At 68.5% G+C, this 16,296-nt stretch carries 14 protein-coding genes; 10 read left to right on the top strand and 4 right to left on the bottom strand.

The annotated features are described in order from the left end of the window. Window positions 1-39: 39 nt before the first annotated feature. The 5 genes from ccoN to IPK71_12365 are packed head-to-tail and all read left to right on the top strand — an operon-like array spanning window position 40 to window position 5,390. Complete coding sequence (ccoN, locus tag IPK71_12345; protein ID MBK8214522.1) at window positions 40-2,394, top strand: cytochrome-c oxidase, cbb3-type subunit I; 2,355 nt, start codon at window positions 40-42, stop codon at window positions 2,392-2,394. Between the two features lie 3 nt (window positions 2,395-2,397). Continuing rightward, window positions 2,398-2,571, top strand: a complete 174-nt coding sequence (locus IPK71_12350) for a hypothetical protein (GenBank protein MBK8214523.1) — start codon at window positions 2,398-2,400, stop codon at window positions 2,569-2,571. Next, window positions 2,561-3,148 (top strand): c-type cytochrome, encoded by a 588-nt coding sequence (locus IPK71_12355; GenBank protein MBK8214524.1) that lies wholly within the window; start codon window positions 2,561-2,563, stop codon window positions 3,146-3,148. Before IPK71_12350 ends, IPK71_12355 begins: the two co-directional genes overlap by 11 nt. Beyond that, a complete protein-coding gene (ccoG, locus tag IPK71_12360; protein MBK8214525.1) occupies window positions 3,145-4,659 on the top strand; it encodes a cytochrome c oxidase accessory protein CcoG in 1,515 nt (504 codons plus the stop codon). Before IPK71_12355 ends, ccoG begins: the two co-directional genes overlap by 4 nt. Continuing rightward, window positions 4,656-5,390: a sulfite exporter TauE/SafE family protein gene (locus IPK71_12365; GenBank protein MBK8214526.1), complete on the top strand. Its 735-nt coding sequence runs from the start codon at window positions 4,656-4,658 to the stop codon at window positions 5,388-5,390. The genes ccoG and IPK71_12365 overlap by 4 nt, the downstream gene beginning before the upstream one ends. 77 nt (window positions 5,391-5,467) lie before the next feature. Here the strand turns inward: IPK71_12365 and IPK71_12370 are convergent, their stop codons facing one another. From IPK71_12370 to purE, 3 genes are all read right to left on the bottom strand, one after another. Further along, the gene (locus IPK71_12370; protein MBK8214527.1) at window positions 5,468-6,085 is read right to left on the bottom strand and encodes a hypothetical protein; all 618 of its coding nucleotides are present in this window, start codon (window positions 6,083-6,085) and stop codon (window positions 5,468-5,470) included. Window positions 6,086-6,231: 146 nt separating this feature from the next. Next, window positions 6,232-7,314 carry a 5-(carboxyamino)imidazole ribonucleotide synthase gene (locus IPK71_12375; GenBank protein MBK8214528.1) on the bottom strand — a complete coding sequence of 361 codons (1,083 nt, stop codon included), beginning with the start codon at window positions 7,312-7,314 and terminating at the stop codon, window positions 6,232-6,234. A gap of 38 nt (window positions 7,315-7,352) precedes the next feature. Beyond that, on the bottom strand, window positions 7,353-7,850 hold the full coding sequence (gene purE, locus IPK71_12380) for a 5-(carboxyamino)imidazole ribonucleotide mutase (protein ID MBK8214529.1): 498 nt from the start codon (window positions 7,848-7,850) through the stop codon (window positions 7,353-7,355). 464 nt (window positions 7,851-8,314) lie between these two features. On the opposite strand from purE, the gene IPK71_12385 reads away from it, so the two are divergent. From IPK71_12385 to IPK71_12405, 5 genes are all read left to right on the top strand, one after another. Further along, the gene (locus tag IPK71_12385) at window positions 8,315-8,944 is read left to right on the top strand and encodes a hypothetical protein (GenBank protein ID MBK8214530.1); all 630 of its coding nucleotides are present in this window, start codon (window positions 8,315-8,317) and stop codon (window positions 8,942-8,944) included. A gap of 83 nt (window positions 8,945-9,027) precedes the next feature. After that, window positions 9,028-10,224: a glycine C-acetyltransferase gene (gene kbl / locus IPK71_12390; protein ID MBK8214531.1), complete on the top strand. Its 1,197-nt coding sequence runs from the start codon at window positions 9,028-9,030 to the stop codon at window positions 10,222-10,224. Between the two features lie 95 nt (window positions 10,225-10,319). After that, window positions 10,320-11,972 carry an alpha-glucosidase C-terminal domain-containing protein gene (locus IPK71_12395; protein ID MBK8214532.1) on the top strand — a complete coding sequence of 551 codons (1,653 nt, stop codon included), beginning with the start codon at window positions 10,320-10,322 and terminating at the stop codon, window positions 11,970-11,972. An 80-nt stretch (window positions 11,973-12,052) separates the two neighbouring features. Continuing rightward, window positions 12,053-13,252 carry an acetylornithine/succinylornithine family transaminase gene (locus tag IPK71_12400; protein MBK8214533.1) on the top strand — a complete coding sequence of 400 codons (1,200 nt, stop codon included), beginning with the start codon at window positions 12,053-12,055 and terminating at the stop codon, window positions 13,250-13,252. A gap of 230 nt (window positions 13,253-13,482) precedes the next feature. After that, window positions 13,483-15,888 (top strand): HAD-IC family P-type ATPase, encoded by a 2,406-nt coding sequence (locus tag IPK71_12405; protein MBK8214534.1) that lies wholly within the window; start codon window positions 13,483-13,485, stop codon window positions 15,886-15,888. On the opposite strand, the gene IPK71_12410 is transcribed toward IPK71_12405, so the two are convergent. Beyond that, the gene (locus IPK71_12410; protein ID MBK8214535.1) at window positions 15,866-16,084 is read right to left on the bottom strand and encodes a heavy-metal-associated domain-containing protein; all 219 of its coding nucleotides are present in this window, start codon (window positions 16,082-16,084) and stop codon (window positions 15,866-15,868) included. The two genes, IPK71_12405 and IPK71_12410, sit on opposite strands and share 23 nt — an antisense overlap. Between the last annotated feature and the right edge of the window lie 212 nt (window positions 16,085-16,296).

Genomic DNA, 16,296 nt, shown 5'->3' on the forward strand with positions numbered 1-16,296 from the left:
ATCCGCCGAGGTCTCCCCCTCCTCGCACGAAGGAAAGTCATGAACGCCGAAGCCATAACCAACGACGACGCGCCGCCCGACGGCGACGCGTCCGCGCCCAAGAAGGTGCGAATCACCTACAACGACGGGATCACGCGACAGTTCGTGTTCGCGTCCGTCCTGTGGGGCGTGGTCGGAATGCTCGTCGGGGTGCTCGCCGCCCTCCAGATGGCCTTCCGTCCCGCGAACATCGACCCGCACCTCGCGTTCGGTCGAATTCGCCCGCTCCACACGAACGCCGTCATCTTCGCGTTCGTCGGCAACATGGTGTTCGCGGGCGTCTACTACTCGTCGCAGCGCCTCCTCAAGGCGCGCTTGCCGAGCGACCTCCTCGCGAAGGTGCACTTCTGGGGCTGGCAGCTCATCATCGTCGCCGCCGCGATCACGCTGCCTCTCGGCTACACACAAGGCAAAGAGTACGCGGAGCTCGAGTGGCCTATCGACCTCTCGATCGCCGTCATCTGGGTGGTCTTCGCCATCAACTTCTTCTGGTTGCTCGCGAAGCGCACCGAGAAGCACCTCTACGTCGCGATCTGGTTCTACATCGCCACGATCGTCACGGTCGCGGTGCTCCACATCGTGAACTCGCTCTCGATCCCGGTCTTCGGTCTCAAGAGCTACTCGATCTACGGCGGCGCCAAAGACGCCCTCGTGCAGTGGTGGTACGGGCACAACGCGGTCGCCTTCTTCCTGACGACGCCCGTGCTCGGCATCATGTACTACTTCCTGCCGAAAGCGGCGGGGCGGCCGGTCTACTCGTACCGGCTCAGCATCATCCACTTCTGGGCCCTCATCTTCGTCTACATCTGGGCCGGCCCGCACCACCTCCTCAACACCGCGCTCCCCGAGTGGGCGCAGACCCTCGGCATGATCTTTTCGCTCATGCTCTGGGCCCCGAGCTGGGGCGGCATGCTCAACGGCCTCCTCACCCTCCGCGGCGCGTGGAACAAGCTCCGCGAAGATCCGACGCTCAAGTTCCTCGCGGCGGGCGTCACTTTCTACGGTATGGCCACCTTCGAGGGGCCGCTCCTCTCGATCAAGGCCGTCTCGGGCCTCGGCCACTACACCGACTGGATCGTCGGTCACGTGCACGCGGGCGCGCTCGGCTGGAACGGCTTCATGGCCGCCGGCATGTTCTACTTCCTCGTCCCGCGCCTCTTCGGCACCAAGCTCTGGTCGACGCGCGCCGCGAACCTCCACTTCTACATGGGGACGTTCGGCATCCTCCTCTACGTCTTCTCGATGTGGACGAGCGGCATCACGCAGGGCCTCATGTGGCGCGCCACCACCGCGGACGGCGCCCTCAAGTACCCGAACTTCGTCGAGACGCTCGAGGCCATTCGCCTCATGTACTGGATGCGCCTCGCGGGCGGCACTGCCTACTTCGTCGGCATGATCATCATGGGCGTCAACCTCGTGAAGACGGCGCTCTCCGGCAAAGCGGTCGACGGTGAGGCCGACGTGCTCGTCGTGACCGAGACGAAGCCCGAGACGCCCTGGATCAAGATCGTCTTCGGCAAGCCCATCCTCCTCGTCCTCGTGGTCGGCGGCCTCTCGGCCTGGTTCGGCCTCGCGAACGGGTACGCTGGTGTGTTCTTCATCGTCACCGCGCTCGCGGTGGCCATTCTCGGCACCCTCGCGCTCACCTCGTCGAAGGACCACGACTCGGCCTGGCACCGCATCCTCGAAGGCCGCGCGGTCATCTTCACCGTGCTCACCGTCATCGCGGTGCTCGTCGGTGGCATCGCCGAGCTCGTCCCCGCGCTCCTGGCCTCTCCCGACGCGAAGGCGGCCGCGGCCTCGAAGCCGTACCGCGCCCTCGAGCTCGAGGGCCGCGACATCTACCTGAAAGAGGGTTGCTACAACTGCCACTCGCAGATGATTCGCCCCTTCAAGTGGGAAGAGCAGCGCTACGGCCAGCCCTCGACGATGGCCGACTCGCAGTACGACCACCCCTTCCAGTGGGGCTCGAAGCGCACGGGGCCCGACCTCGCCCGTGAAGGCCAGAAGTACCCGAACCTCTGGCACGTCAAGCACCTCATGGACCCGCTCACGGTCTCGCCGGGCTCGAACATGCCGGTGTACGCCCACCTCGCGAACGAGAAGGTCGACTTCGAGAAGACCCAGGCCAAGCTCTCGGCGATGAAGGCGATCGGTGTGCCCTACACCGACAGCCAGCTCGCCCACGCGAGCGACGACGCCAAGGCCCAAGCCGCGCAGATCGCTGCCGATCTCAAGGAGAGCGGTCAAGAGGTGGCGGCCGACTCGGAGATGGTGGCGCTCGTGTCCTACCTCCAACGCCTCGGAAAGCAGCCGGAGCCCGAGAAGCGCGACGGCATCTCGCAGAAGGAGTGAGCCATGCACAAAGAGCTGCTCTCTCAGACCCCCTTGCTCGCGCTGCCCCTCCTCGCGCTGTTCCTCTTCATCTTCGTCTTCGCGGCGGAGACGGTGAGGGCGATGCGAAGGACGACCGCCGAGGTCGATCACGACGCCTCGTTGCCCCTCTTGGAGGACGAATCCCATGACGGCTGACAAACACTCCTCCGATCACGGGGAGAACAAGAACGAACCCCCGGTCCACATCTACGACGACGATCTCGTCGAAGAGGACAACAAGCTCCCCCTTTGGTGGCTCTATACCCTCTACGGCACGGTGGCCTTCGCCATCTTCTATTGGTACGGAGAGCACAAAATCGGGGCTTGGAAATCTCAAGAAGAGTCCCATCAAGAGGAGATGGCGGTCATTCGCCTCGAAGAGGCCAAGAAGGGTAACGTCTCGGCCGACACCATCATCGCCCTCTCGAAGACGCCCTCGTCGATCGAGAAAGGCAAAGAGGTCTTCGTGGCGACGTGCGCTGCCTGCCACCGCGCCGACGGCGGCGGCAACATCGGCCCCAACCTCACCGACGCCTATTGGATCAACGGGGGAACGGGCGACAAAATCTATCAAACGGTCCGCAAGGGCGTGCCCGCCAAGGGGATGCCCGAGTGGGGGCCCCAGCTCGGCGACGAGAAGGTGCTCGCGGTCTCGGCGTACGTACTCACGCTGAAAGACACCAACGTGCCCGGTGGCAAAGCGCCACAAGGTCAGATAACGGCAGGCCCATGAGCAACGCACCCGAGAGTCGCCCCGCCCAGAAGGCAGATCCCGTTCCCGTCGGGGCGGGCGGCTCCGGGGGGGAAGGCCCAGAACGCGGCGCCTCTGCCACCGCCAAAGAGCGTCGTCGTCTCGCCATCGTGCACGACGACGGCCGGGGGCAGGGGGCCGTCCGAACGGACGGCAAGAAGCCGAAGATCATCCCGTCCGACGTCCACGGGCGCTACGACATCGCGCGAAAGCTCGCGTTCGTCGTGCTCGTGGTCCTCTGGGCGGTCCTTCCCTGGGTCAAGATCGGTGGGAACCCGGCCGTCTTCGTCGACGTCGAGACCCGGAGGTTTTTCCTCTTCGGGGCGACGTTCAACGCCCAAGACGGCTGGCTCCTCTTCTTCCCGCTGAGCGGCTTCGGCTTCACGCTCGTCGTGCTCACGGCCGTGCTCGGTCGTGTGTGGTGTGGGTGGGCGTGCCCTCAGACCGTGTTCATCGAGGGGGTTTACCGCCGCATCGAACGCCTTATCGAGGGCTCCGCCGAGGAGCGACGCAAGCGCGACGCGGGGCCGTCCACCTTCGGGCGCTCGGCGCGTCACATCGCGAAACACGCGGCGTTCATTGCCGTGTCGTCTCTCCTCGCGCACGTGGTGCTCGCCTACTTCGTGTCGATCCCCAAGGCCTTCGCCATGGTGCGTGGCGCCCCCTCGGCGCACCCCGAGGCCTTCGCGTGGATCTTCGCCCTGACCGGGATCCTGTATTTCAATTTTGGCTGGTTTCGTGAGCAGTTCTGCGTCGTGATGTGCCCCTACGGGCGCCTTCAGTCGGTGCTCGTCGACGAGGACTCGCTCGTCGTGGGGTACGACGCGAAGCGCGGCGAGCCTCGCGGAAAGAAAGGCAAAGCCGAGGGCGACTGCGTCGACTGCGGTCGGTGCGTGGCCGTGTGCCCGACAGGGATCGACATCCGGGATGGCCTCAAGCTCGACTGCATCGCCTGCACGGCCTGCATCGACGCCTGCGACGACATCATGGACAAGGTGGGCCGCCCCCGCGGGCTCGTCCGCTACGACTCGACGAACGGCCTCGAGGGGAAGAAGCGGCGCTTCTTCCGCCCGCGCCTCGCGCTCTACGGTGTGCTCGGCCTGATCGGCGCCGTCGTCGCGACCTTCGCGTTCCGCTCCCGCACCGACTTCGAGGCCAACGTGCTCCGCCTCCGCGGCGCGCCGTACACCTTCGAGGGCGAGAACGTGCGCAACGCGTTCGACGTGCACCTCGTGAACAAGCGCAGCACGACGACCACGTTCCGGCTCGAGGTCCAGGCCGGTGCGCTCCCCAATGGCAAGGTGCCCGTGATCAAGACCACCGTGTCGACCCCGACGGTCACGCTCGGCTCGCTCGAAGACCGCCACGTGCCCATCTTCGTCGAGCTCCCGCGGGCGGACTACGCGGGAGATTTCCCGGTGATGGTCGTCGTGTCACCCGAAGGTGAAAAAGAGAAGCCCTTCAAGGCCACCTTCCTCGGAGCCAAGAAGTGAACCTCGCGGTCGTAGGGTCGGCGCTCTTGATGGGCCTCCTCGGCAGCACCCACTGCGCCGTCATGTGCGGTGGCGTGGTGTCGGTGCTCTCGGGAGGTCTCGTGCAAATCGGCACGAAGAAGAGCGCGTCGGGCCCTGCGATCCAAGTGGCCATGAGCATCGGCCGCGTCACCATGTATGCGCTGTTCGGCGCCGTGCTCGGCGGCCTTGGCTCGATGCTCGACAGGTTCGAGGCCCTCCGCGCGGCCCAGGTCGCGCTTCGGCTCGGCGCCGGGCTCCTCATGGTGCTCGTCGGGCTCTACATGTCGGGCGCGTTCACGAAGCTCCGCGCCATCGAGAAGGTCGGCCTCCCGGTGTGGCGTCGCGTCGAGCCCCTCGCGAAGCGCCTCCTGCCCGTGCGCACCGTTCCCTCGGCGTTCGCGCTCGGGCTCACGTGGGGCTTCATGCCTTGCGGGCTCGTGTACGGCGCGCTCGGCCTCGCCGTGGCCACGGGCAAGACCTCGGACGGCGCGGCGACGATGCTGGCCTTCGGCTTGGGTACACTGCCGATGATGCTCGCCGTGGGCGCGTTCAGCCGACTCGTCGCCAAGCTCGCGACGGCGCCTTGGGTGCGCCGTGCGGCGGGGCTCGCGATCGTGTTCTTCGGCGCGGTGAACGTGGCGACCGCGACGGCGCAAGCGGGTGTCGCGGACGTGCCAGGCGCGTCGACCTGCTGCGCGACGAAGAACTGACCACGACCCTCCTTGGTCGATGGGGCTTCGCGCTCACCTCCCAGCTGGTGGCGCTGAACCTCGAACGTCGGTCGGCGTCAGCGACCCGCCATCTCCCACACCACCAGCGCGGCGAACGCTGCGACGACGAGGACCACGAGCGCGAGCAGCACGGTGCCGACGGTGAGCGTCTTCCGAGGCTCGCGGACCGGAAGAAACCCCTCGGGCGAAGGTGAGCTCACGAAGATACCGTGCGCCGTCTCGACGACCATGTGGGGAGGCTCGAGGCGCGCGAGCGCGGCGGCGTGGGCGTCGGGCGAGAGGGTAGGGACCATGTCGAACGAGGGAACCGCGGGGAAATCCTCGACCTCGGCCACGGTCGGCGCCGACGGTTCTGGTACGGACGGGGGCCTGCGGCTCGCGGGCGCGACGATCGGCTCGACCTCGGCGATGCGGCGCTCGGAGCGGTCCTCGCGCACGAGCATGGCGGCTGGCGGGGTCGACGGGGTGCGTTGAGCGGGAGGCCGGTCCGAGGCGCGTGCGACCCGCTCGTGCACCCCCGAGATGGGCGGGGGAGGCCACGAGCTCGGACGCGAGGGCTTGTCGTACGGGCTCTCTTCCGTGGGGGCGTCCGTGACCGAGTACCGGCCGAGCGACAGGTTGTGCGCGCGGACGACGGGCTTGCGTTCGGGCTTTTTGTCGGCGGGCGATGACATGGTGCGTTAGTGTAGGTGGGTCTATCACACGGTTGCCGAAACGCACGCCCGAGCGCACAGATTCTTGGGAGATCTTGGGGTTCCTCAGGTGGAAGGGAGGACCACCGAGGTCCTCAGTGCGGTGGATTCGACGCGGTGCGGCTCGGTTACCGGTGAAGGGGCAGGCGGTCCACGAGCTCGGGGCACACGCGCCGGGCGACCTCGGTGAGCTTCTCGTCGAGCGCAGCCTCGGTCGTGGCGCGCACCGTGACGTGGCCCACCTTGCGACCCGGTGAGGCCGACTTGCCGTACGCGTGCACGTGCACGTCGGGCATGGCGAGCAAGGGGCCCATGTCGGGCACGTGGCCGAGCAGGTTCACCATCGCCACAGGCGCGAGCTGCGACGTGTCCCCGAGGGGCAGGCCCAGGATCGCGCGCACCTGGTTCTCGAACTGCGAGGTGCGCGACCCTTCGATCGTGTGGTGCCCGCTGTTGTGCGTGCGCGGGGCCATCTCGTTGGCGACGAGCCGCTCTCCCACCACGAACATCTCGACGGCCAACACCCCGACGTAGTCGAGCCCCTCGAGCACGCGCTTCACGTGCGATTCGGCCAGCTCCTGCAGCTTCGGCGTGACGGGCGCGGCTACCGGCCGCGAGAAGCGCAAGACGCCCTGGTGGTGCACGTTCACGTTGAGCGGGTAGTACCGCACCTCGCCCGTGACGCTGCGCGCGGCCACGAGCGACACCTCGGCGTCGAATGGCACCGCGGCCTCGAGCACGAGCGGCACCTTGCCGAGCGCTTCCCACGCGGGGCGCACGTCGCTCTCGGCGCGGAGCACGCGCTGCCCACGCCCGTCGTACCCGAAGACACGAGTCTTCAAGAAGCACGGAAAACCAAGCTCCCGTGTCGCCCTCTCGAGGTCTTCGTACGAGCCGACCTCGCGAAAATCGGCCACCTCGATGCCGAGGTCGCGGAACGCGCGCTTCTCGTTCAGGCGGTCGCGCGCCGTCGCGAGCGCGTGAGGGCTCGGGTGCACCGGCACGAGCGCGGCGAGGAAGCGTGACGCGTCGGGCGGCACGTTCTCGAACTCGATCGTCACCACGTCCGAGCGCCGGGCGAGCTCGACGAGGCAGGCTTCGTCGTCATACCCGCCCACGATGCGGCTCGCCACGTCGCCCGCGCACGAGGTCGACGACGGATCGAGCACCACGAACCGGCACCCGAGCTTCGCGCCCGCGACCGCGAGCATGCGCCCGAGCTGCCCGCCGCCGATGACCCCCACCGTCGTCACGGCGTGCTCCTCGGATCCGGATCCGACAACACGGCGTCGCGCTGCGCCTCTCGGTAGGCGTCGAGCTTCTTCGCGAGCGCCTCGTCCGTCGTCGCCAAGATCTGCGCGGCCAAGAGCCCCGCGTTCTTCGCGCCGGCGTGGCCGATGGCGAGCGTGCCGACCGGGATTCCGCCGGGCATTTGCACGATCGAGAGCAGCGAGTCGAGGCCCGAGAGCGCCTTCGACTGCACGGGCACGCCGAGCACGGGGAGCGTGGTCTTCGCGGCGATCATCCCGGGGAGATGCGCCGCGCCGCCCGCGCCCGCGACGATCACACGGATGCCCCGCGCCCGCGCCCCCTCGGCGAACGTGAAGAGCAGGTCGGGCGTGCGGTGCGCCGAGACGACCTTCACCTCGTGCGGCACGCCGAGCTCTTCGAGCACCGTGACGGCGTGGGCCATCGTCTCCCAGTCGGACTTGGACCCCATCACGACGGCGACGAGCGGGCTCGACATGGCGCGAGAGGCAATAGCGGGGAAGCTCACCGCGTCATGTGACGATTCGGAAACGGGCGCGAGGCGAAGCGGAGTGCGCGTGCGCAGTGAGCCGCGGAAAGAGCCGCGTTTTTCGTCGTGACGGGGCTCCCTGGAGCCCTCGGGGGCATCGGAAGTACGGAGGGGGGGGAGCGAGGAAGGCTGCCGTGAGCCCTTCGGGCATCGAAAACGGAGCGGGAGGGAGGCTGCCGTGAGCCCCTCGGGCATCGGCATCGAAAACGGAGCGAGGGAGGCTGCCGGGAGCCCCTCGGGCATCGAAAACGGAGCGAGAGAGGCTGCCGGGAGCCCCTTGGGCGTCGAAAACGGAGCGAGAGAGGCTGCCGGGAGCCCCTCGGGCGGGAGCCCCTCGGGCATCGAAAACCGAGCCGACGAATTCGGTGACCATGGTCCGGGACGAGCTTCGCGATCGCGACTAGAACCAAGCCGTGTCGCCTCTCCGTGCGTTCGTCGTGGTCACTTTCGCCAGCGTGCTCTCCGCGGTTTCTCGGCCCGCGCGCGCCGAGGAGCGCACCTTCGGCGTCGCGGTCCACGTGGCCGAGCCCGAGGGAACGCCCGTGCGCGACGACGCGTGGATCGACGCGCAGCTCGCCGAGGCCGAGCGCCTCTTCGGCCCTTTGGGCGTGCACTTTCGGTGGGTCGTGCGGACGATCGGAAAGCCCGGAAAAGGCAGGGTCGACGTCGAGACGCGCGAAGACCGTGACGCCTTCGCCGACGGCATCGAGCCGCGCCTCGTGAACGTGTTCGTCGTGCGCTCGCTCATGGATGTCGACGAGCCAGGGCGTGTGCGTCGAGGCGTCACGTGGACGCAGCGCAAGGACCGCCGGAGGTACATCGTGCTCTCGTCGATCGCGATGCCGTCGGTGCTCGCCCACGAGCTCGGTCACTTCTTCGGCAATGGGCACACCACGGTGGTCGACAACCTCATGAGCTACGAGCGCGGCGGCGGCGTGGTGTTCCTCTCCGCGGAGCAAAAGAGCCGCATCGCCGAGGTCGCCACGCGGTTCGCGACCACGGGGTTCTTGGACGTCCTCGGTCCTCCTCGCGCCTTCCATTGACGCGACGGGCCGGTGCGTCATCGCGCGGCGTGGCCTTCGGCAGGGCTTGAGGCGAAGCGCCGCGGGCGTCTATGGTCCGCGCCATGTTCGACGCCGCGAAGTCCGTCTACGAAAAGACCCTCTCCGAGATCCGCGAGGCGGGCCTCTACAAAAACGAGCGCATCATCACGAGCCCGCAGTCGGCGAGCATTCGCGTCGGCGAAGGCGCGCCGCAGGAGGTGCTGAACTTCTGCGCGAACAACTACCTCGGGCTCTCGTCCCACCCCGAGGTCATCCGCGCGGCGCACGCGGCCATCGACTCGCACGGGTTCGGCATGAGCTCGGTGCGCTTCATCTGCGGCACCCAAGACCTCCACAAGCGCCTCGAAGAGAAGATCTCGGCCTTCTTCGGCACCGAGGACACCATCCTCTACTCGTCGTGCTTCGACGCGAACGGCGGCCTCTTCGAGACCGTGCTCGGCGAGGAGGACGCCATCATCTCCGACGCGCTCAACCACGCCTCCATCATCGACGGCATCCGCCTCTGCAAGGCCGAGCGCCACAGGTACCCGAACGGCGATCTCGCCGCCCTCGAAGAGGCCCTCAAGAAAACCCAGGGCAAGCGCCTCCGCATGATCGCGACCGACGGCGTCTTCTCGATGGACGGCTACCTCGCCCAGCTCGATAAGATCTGCGATTTGGCCGAGAAATACGGCGCCATGGTCATGGTGGACGACTCGCACGCGAGCGGCTTCATCGGCAAGACCGGCCGCGGCACGCCCGAGCACTTCGGCGTCGCGCACCGCATCGACGTGATGACCTCCACGCTCGGCAAGGCCCTCGGCGGCGCGGCCGGCGGCTTCACCACGGGCAAGAAGGAGATCATCGCGATGCTCCGGCAGCGCTCGCGCCCGTACCTCTTCTCGAACTCGATCCCGCCGGCGATCGTGGGCGCGTCCATCGCCGTGCTCGACCTCCTCGGCCGCACGACCGAGCTCCGCGACAAGGTCATGGCGAACGCCCTCCGCTTCCGCGAGGGCATGACGAAGGCCGGCTTCACCATCAAAGAGGGCATCCACCCGATCGTGCCCGTGATGCTCGGCGACGCGCGCCTCTCGCAGGATCTCTCGGCCGCGCTCCTCGAAGAGGGCATCTACGTGATCGGCTTCTACTACCCGGTCGTCCCCAAGGGCGAGGCGCGCATCCGTGTGCAGCTCTCGGCGGACCACTCCTTCGAGCAGGTCGATCGCGCCATCGCCGCGTTCACCAAGGCCGGCAAGAAGCTCGGGATCGTCTCCTGAATTTGTAGTATTTTCAGTGGTTTACGAATGGCGTGCCTTCCTCGGGGGGCGCGCCATTTCCGTCTCCGAGGGCCGATTCGTGCCACGATGCTGGCATGCGACGAAGGCTCCTCCCGCTTGCCGCTCTCGCCTCGCTCGGGCTCGCGTGCTCCTCGGTCGACGATTCCCCAGCGCCTCGTCCCGTCGCGCCCACGTCGCCGAGCGCGGAGCAAGAGGCCTCGGCCGCGAAGCTCCTCGAGGGGCCCGACTGGTACCGCCACGCGGTCTTCTACGAGGTGTACGTGCGCTCGTTCCAAGACTCGAACGGCGACGGCATCGGCGATCTGCCTGGGCTCACGTCGCGGCTCGACGATCTGAAGCGCCTCGGCGTCGACGCTCTATGGCTCATGCCCATCTTCAAGAGCCCCTTCAAGGACTCGGGCTACGACGTCTCCGACTACGACGCCGTGTCGCCCGAGTACGGCACGAACCAAGACCTCGAGAAGCTGCTCTCCGAGGCGCACGCGCGCAAGATGCGCGTCTTCTTGGACCTCGTCTTCAACCACACGTCGTCCGAGCACCCGTGGTTCCAAGAGTCGCGCGCGAGCAAGACGTCGCCCAAGTCCGACTACTACGTGTGGAGCGACACGCCGTCGGCCGAAGGCAACGCGTGTGGCCCGTTCAACTCCACCTTCGGCACCGTTCCGTGGACGCTCGAGCCCCAGCGAAATCAGTACTACTTTCATAGGTTTTACCCCGGTCAGCCCGACCTCAACTTCGATAACCCGAAGGTCGTCGACGAGACCCTGGGCGTCGCGAAGCGCTGGCTCGAGAAGGGCGTCGACGGGTTTCGCTGCGACGTGATCGGCCTCCTCTTCGAGACGCCCGTGCCGAAGGACTGCGGCGCGCTCCAGCCGAAGACGGCCGAGTACGTGAAGAAGCTCCGCGGCGTGCTCGACGGCTTCCCCGAGCGCGCGATGGTCGCCGAGTCGGTGCTCTTCGACACGCCGAAGCCCTACTTCGGGAACGGCAAAGACGCGTTCCAAATGGCCTTCCTCTTCGACTACGGCTACCTCTGGCCGCTCGCCTTCCAGAGCGAGAGCCGCTCGGGCATCGACAAGGCCTTCACCGTCGCCGAGACGTTCCCGGAGGGGGCGCAGAGCGCGCTCGTCATCGGCTCGCACGACGTGGGCCGCGCGTACGCCGTCGCCCAGGGGAAAGAGTGGAAGCAGCGGCGCGCCGCGGAGATCCAGATGTTCGCGCGCGGCACGCCCTACATTTACTACGGCGAGGAGCTCGGCCTCCGTCACGGCACCGAGCGCGTGGTCGACGCGCGCGACGTGGCCCGCACGCCGATGCCCTGGACCCGCGCGCCCGGGCACGGCTTCACGACGGCACAAAAGCCCTGGATCGCGTTCGGTGAGGCCGCGGCCGACACGAGCCTCGAGGCCGAGAAGGACGATCCGGCCTCGATGTTCACGCACTACAAACAGATGCTCGCGCTCCGCCGTGGGCGCGCGGTGTTCGGCACCGGCGCCATGCGCCTCGTCGACGTGGGCAACCCGAGCGTCTTCGCGTTCACCCGCAGCGACGCGAACGAGGCCTACGTCGTGGTCGAGAACCTCACCGAGAGCGAGCAATCTGTTTCGGCCGAGGTCGAGGGCACGGCGTCCGAATGGAAGCTCGGCGAGGGAACGGCGCGGCGCGAGGGCGGAAAGCTCGTCGTCACGCTGCCCCCGACCGCCTCGTACGTCGGCAAGATCCGCTGACGGATCCACCTCGGCCTGCGGTTTGTCGAAACTGGATCTCGACGTCGGGCCGATTTGGTCCGAAATAAGGAACCAGAACCATGCCCACGAACGCCGAGCTCCTCGACCTCGCCAAGACGTATCTCTACGGAAATTACCGCCCCGCGCCCTTCGTGCTCACGCGCGGAAAGGGCTGCGAGGTGTGGGACGTCGAAGGCAAGCGTTACCTCGACATGGCCGCGGGCGTCGCCGTCTGCGCGGTCGGCCACGCGCACCCCAAGTACGTCGCGCGTATCGCGGAGCAGGTCGCGCGCCTCGGGCACGTGTCGAACTGGTTTTACAACGACGAGAACATCTTCCTCGCGAAGGAGCTCGCCGAGAAGTCGGGCCTCGCGCGCTCGCTCTTCTGCAACTCGGGGGCCGAGGCCAACGAGGCGCTCCTCAAGCTCGCGCGCCGGCACGCGTTCAATCGGGGCGACTCGGCCCGCACGAAGCTGCTCGCCTTCGACAACGCGTTCCACGGGCGCACCATGGGCGCGCTGAGCCTCACGGGGACGCCCAAGTACCGAGAAGGATTCGGAGAAGTGCCCGGGATCGTGCACGTCCCGTACGGGGACCTCGACGCGGTGAAGCGTGTGCTCGACGCCTCGTTCGCCGGCGTCGTGGTGGAGCCGGTGCAAGGCGAGGGCGGCGTGCTCCCGGCACCCGCGGCCTTCCTCGAGGGCTTGCGTGAGGCATGCGACGCCGTGGGCGCGCTCCTCCTGGTGGACGAGGTGCAGACCGGCGTCGGTCGTACGGGGACGTGGTTCGGCTTCCAGCAGACGGCCGTGAAGCCCGACGCGATCGCGCTCGCGAAGGGCCTCGGCGGAGGATTCCCCATCGGCGCGATCGTGACGAGCGAGGCCCTCGGCGGAGCGCTCCCTCCGGGCACGCACGGCTCTACGTACGGTGGAAACCCGCTCGCGTGCGCGGCCGCGCGAGCCGTGATCGCCATCCTCGAAGAAGAGAACCTCGTCGAAGGCGCGCGCGAGAAGGGCGACCACCTCGCGGGCGAGCTCCGGGCCCTCGTCGCCGAGCTTCCGAACGTGTGCGAGCTCGAGCGCGGTCAGGGCCTCATTCGCGGGCTCATGCTGCGTCCGGGGTACGTCGCGCGTGACGTGGTGGCCAAAGCCGCGCTCTCGGGGCTCTTGCTCACGGGCGCCGGGGAGCGTGTGCTCCGTTTCGTGCCGCCGCTCGTCGTGACGAAATCGGAGCTCTCGGAGGCCGTGAAGATGCTCCGCGGCGTGCTGACCTCGCTCTGATCCCCGGGGCCCGCGCGCTCGGCGCCGAAGGGTGGGGGCTCGGGCCCGCTTGCGCTTCGCGCCGAGGCGCGGCAAAACGCGCGTCGCTCATGTCGTTCCCCGCGCAGTCTCCCCCGACGGTGGAGTGTCTCGGCTGTGGCAAGCCGACAGACCCGTTGCGCGCGGGGCACGTCGCCATCCTCGACGGGCGATTCCGCTACTTTTGCGGCCTCTCGTGCAAAGCGGCGTATATGTCGACGTCGCCGGAGGGGCAGGGCTCCCTGGATCGTACCGCCGATCCCCCGCGGGTCTCCGGTGTCGAGCGCACGGCGGCTCCGCCTCGTGTCCTTCGCAAGACGGAAGAGCCCCCCGCCGCGCTCGGTGCGCCCTCGACGCTCGAGGCACCGGCCGCGGCTCCCTCGAGCCGCGAGGTCTCGGCCGACTCGGGACCTCGCGCCCGGGTCGCGTCCGAGCCCGACGGGACCGCTGCGCGTGACATCGACGAGCCCGACGAGGACGACTCCCCGGAGACGGGCGCGCGCCCGACGATGCGCAGCTCTCCGGCAGCGGCCGAGGTCGCGCCCGTTCGGGTGTTGCCGGCCGCCGTCCCGAGAGAAGCCGTCGGAGAGGCCGAGCCCGCTTCCATCACCTACATGTCGGAGGGAGACGAGCCTCCGGCGTCGGATCCCGCGATGGTGGAGACCGAGCCCGTCTCGCTACCGGCTCCGCTCACGCTGCGGTCGACCTCGGCGCCCGCGTCGGTGGCTCCCGTCTCTCGCGCGGAGCCTTCTGGTGGTGGGGTTCTCGTTCCGCTGCTCACCATCGCGCTCGGTGTGGCCACGTTCGTCGCGCCGCTCGCCGGGTTTTCGAGCCTCTACCTGCGCCTCGGGCTCTCTTTCCTCGGCGCGCTCGCCTTCGCCGTGTGGGCACGCACCAAGCCGCGCACGTTCGCGGGGGGCGAGAGCCTCGTGTCGGTCGTCGCGCCGCTCGGCCTCGTCGCCGTCGGTGCCTTCGCCGTGATGCGTGGGTCGTCGCAAGCGGGGGTCGTCGTGAGCACGGCCGGTGCGGCGCTCGCCTTCGAGGTGCTCGCCCACTTGCTCGTCGTTCGTGCCGAGTCCGACGTCCGCGCCTTCGCCGACGATCTCGCCGCGCTCCTCGATGGCGACGCTCGTAGGCGAAGCGGAGGCGGAGCCCCGCCCTCGGTGGTCCCTGCGAAACTGCTTCGTTTGGGGGACGTCGTCGTCGTCCGTGAGGGCGAGACGCTCGTCGTCGACGGTGTGGTCGAACGTGGCACGGCCGTGGTGCTGCCCTGGGTGAACGCCACGACGGAGGCTACGCGTCGCGCCGGCGACGCCGTCATCGCGGGGCTCCGCGTCGTATCGGGCGAGCTCGAGGTGTTGGCGACGGCCGTCGGTCGCGAGCGCCTCGCCGCGCGTCCGTTCGTCGGAAAAGAATCGTCGGGGCTCTTCGGTCTCTTGCGCACATGGACCCCTCGCTCCCTCCCGCTCGTGTGTGTCCTCGTCGGCGCAGCCGAGCTCGCGAGCAACGCGTCGTCGATCGTGGTCGTGGCGGCGTCGCTCGCGGCGGGCTCGGCGCTCTCGATCGTCGGCGCGCTCGCGACGCTCTCGCAGTCGATCGCGCGAGCGCATCATGACGCGCTCGCGAGCGGGATCGTCTTTCGCGATCCGCGCGCGCTCGAGGTCGCCGGAATGACCGACGTCGCGGTGCTCTGCTCGCGAGGCACCGTGCTCATGGGGGAACCCGAGGTCATCGCGACTCGTTCGGTCGTGCCGGCGTATCCGCAGGGGCGGATCCTCGCGCTCGCTTCGGCCTCCGAGGCTTCGTTCGGCACCCCTGCGGCCAAGGCGTTGGCCGGCGCCGCGATGGCCGAGGGGGCGCGCCAGGAGCCGCTTCGGAGCGTCCTCCGGCACGAGGGGCTCGGGGTCACGTCGCTCCTCGCGAGCGGGGAGCCGCTGGTCGTCGGCAGCCGCGCCCTCCTGCTCAAAGAACGAATCAGCGTGGCGGCGGCCGAAGATCGCGTGCGCGAGCTCGAGGGGCAGGGGGCGAGCGTGATGCTCGTCGCGGTCGGCGGCAAGCTCGTCGGGTTCGTCGGGCTCCAAGATGCGCTCCGTCCCGGCGCGCGTGCGGCGATTCAGCGGCTCCTCGAGGCTCGTGTGGAGCCGGTGCTCGTGAGCGGTGAGACCCGCGAGACCTGCGAGACGCTCGCGCGCGCGCTCGACATCGAGCACGTGCGCCCCGAGGTGCTCCCGCATGATCGCGCCGACGAAGTGCGCTCCCTCGGGGAAGGCGGGCACGTCGTGGCGGTCCTCGGCCGGGCCACCACCGACGAGGGCGCGCTCGCGGCGGCGGACGTCTCGATCGCGCTCGGCTCTGTTGGCCAAGTAGGCGACTTTTCAGTAGTTTTGGCCTCTGACGACGTCCGCGCGGCCGCGCATAGCTTGGCGTTGGCGAGGGCCCTTCGCGAGCGCGCGCGGCTCGGGGTGGTGGCGGCGTTCGCGCCGACCGTCGTCGCGGTGCTCGGCCTCGGGTTCGGGGTGATGCCCTTCGTGCTCGCGCCGGTGGCGGGGTTCCTCTCGGCGGCGCTCGGGCTCCTCGTGGTTCGCCCGCTCGGCGCTACCGAGGACCCGCGACCGTAGCGGCGAACCCCGCGCGCTCCACCGCCGCGATGGCCGGCTCTACGGCGCCGTCCCAGGCTGAACCGAATCGCAGTACCGCGTGACCGAGGCTCACGTCGAACGACTCGGCGTGGGGCACGCGACCGAGCACGTTCTTCACCGCCTGGACGCATCCGCCGCACGTCATTCCTTGAATATCCAGCTCGACGACCGTCATCACTTGCCTCCGGCTCGACACTAGCGCGGCCTACGTCCGCCGACGAGCCGAACCCGTAGCACCTCATGCCCTGGTGGGGGGGCCTGTGGAAAAGTCGCTCGGAGGGGGCCGGTCCCGCTCGGACCGACCCTCGGGCCCGTTTCCGCTCGAAAGCTAAAAACTTCGCTTGGGTACGGGATGGAAGGGTCGCTATCCTGAGTCCATTCTGGTCC

Source organism: Myxococcales bacterium (assembly GCA_016712525.1).
Classification (GTDB): domain Bacteria; phylum Myxococcota_A; class Polyangia; order Polyangiales; family Polyangiaceae; genus JAAFHV01.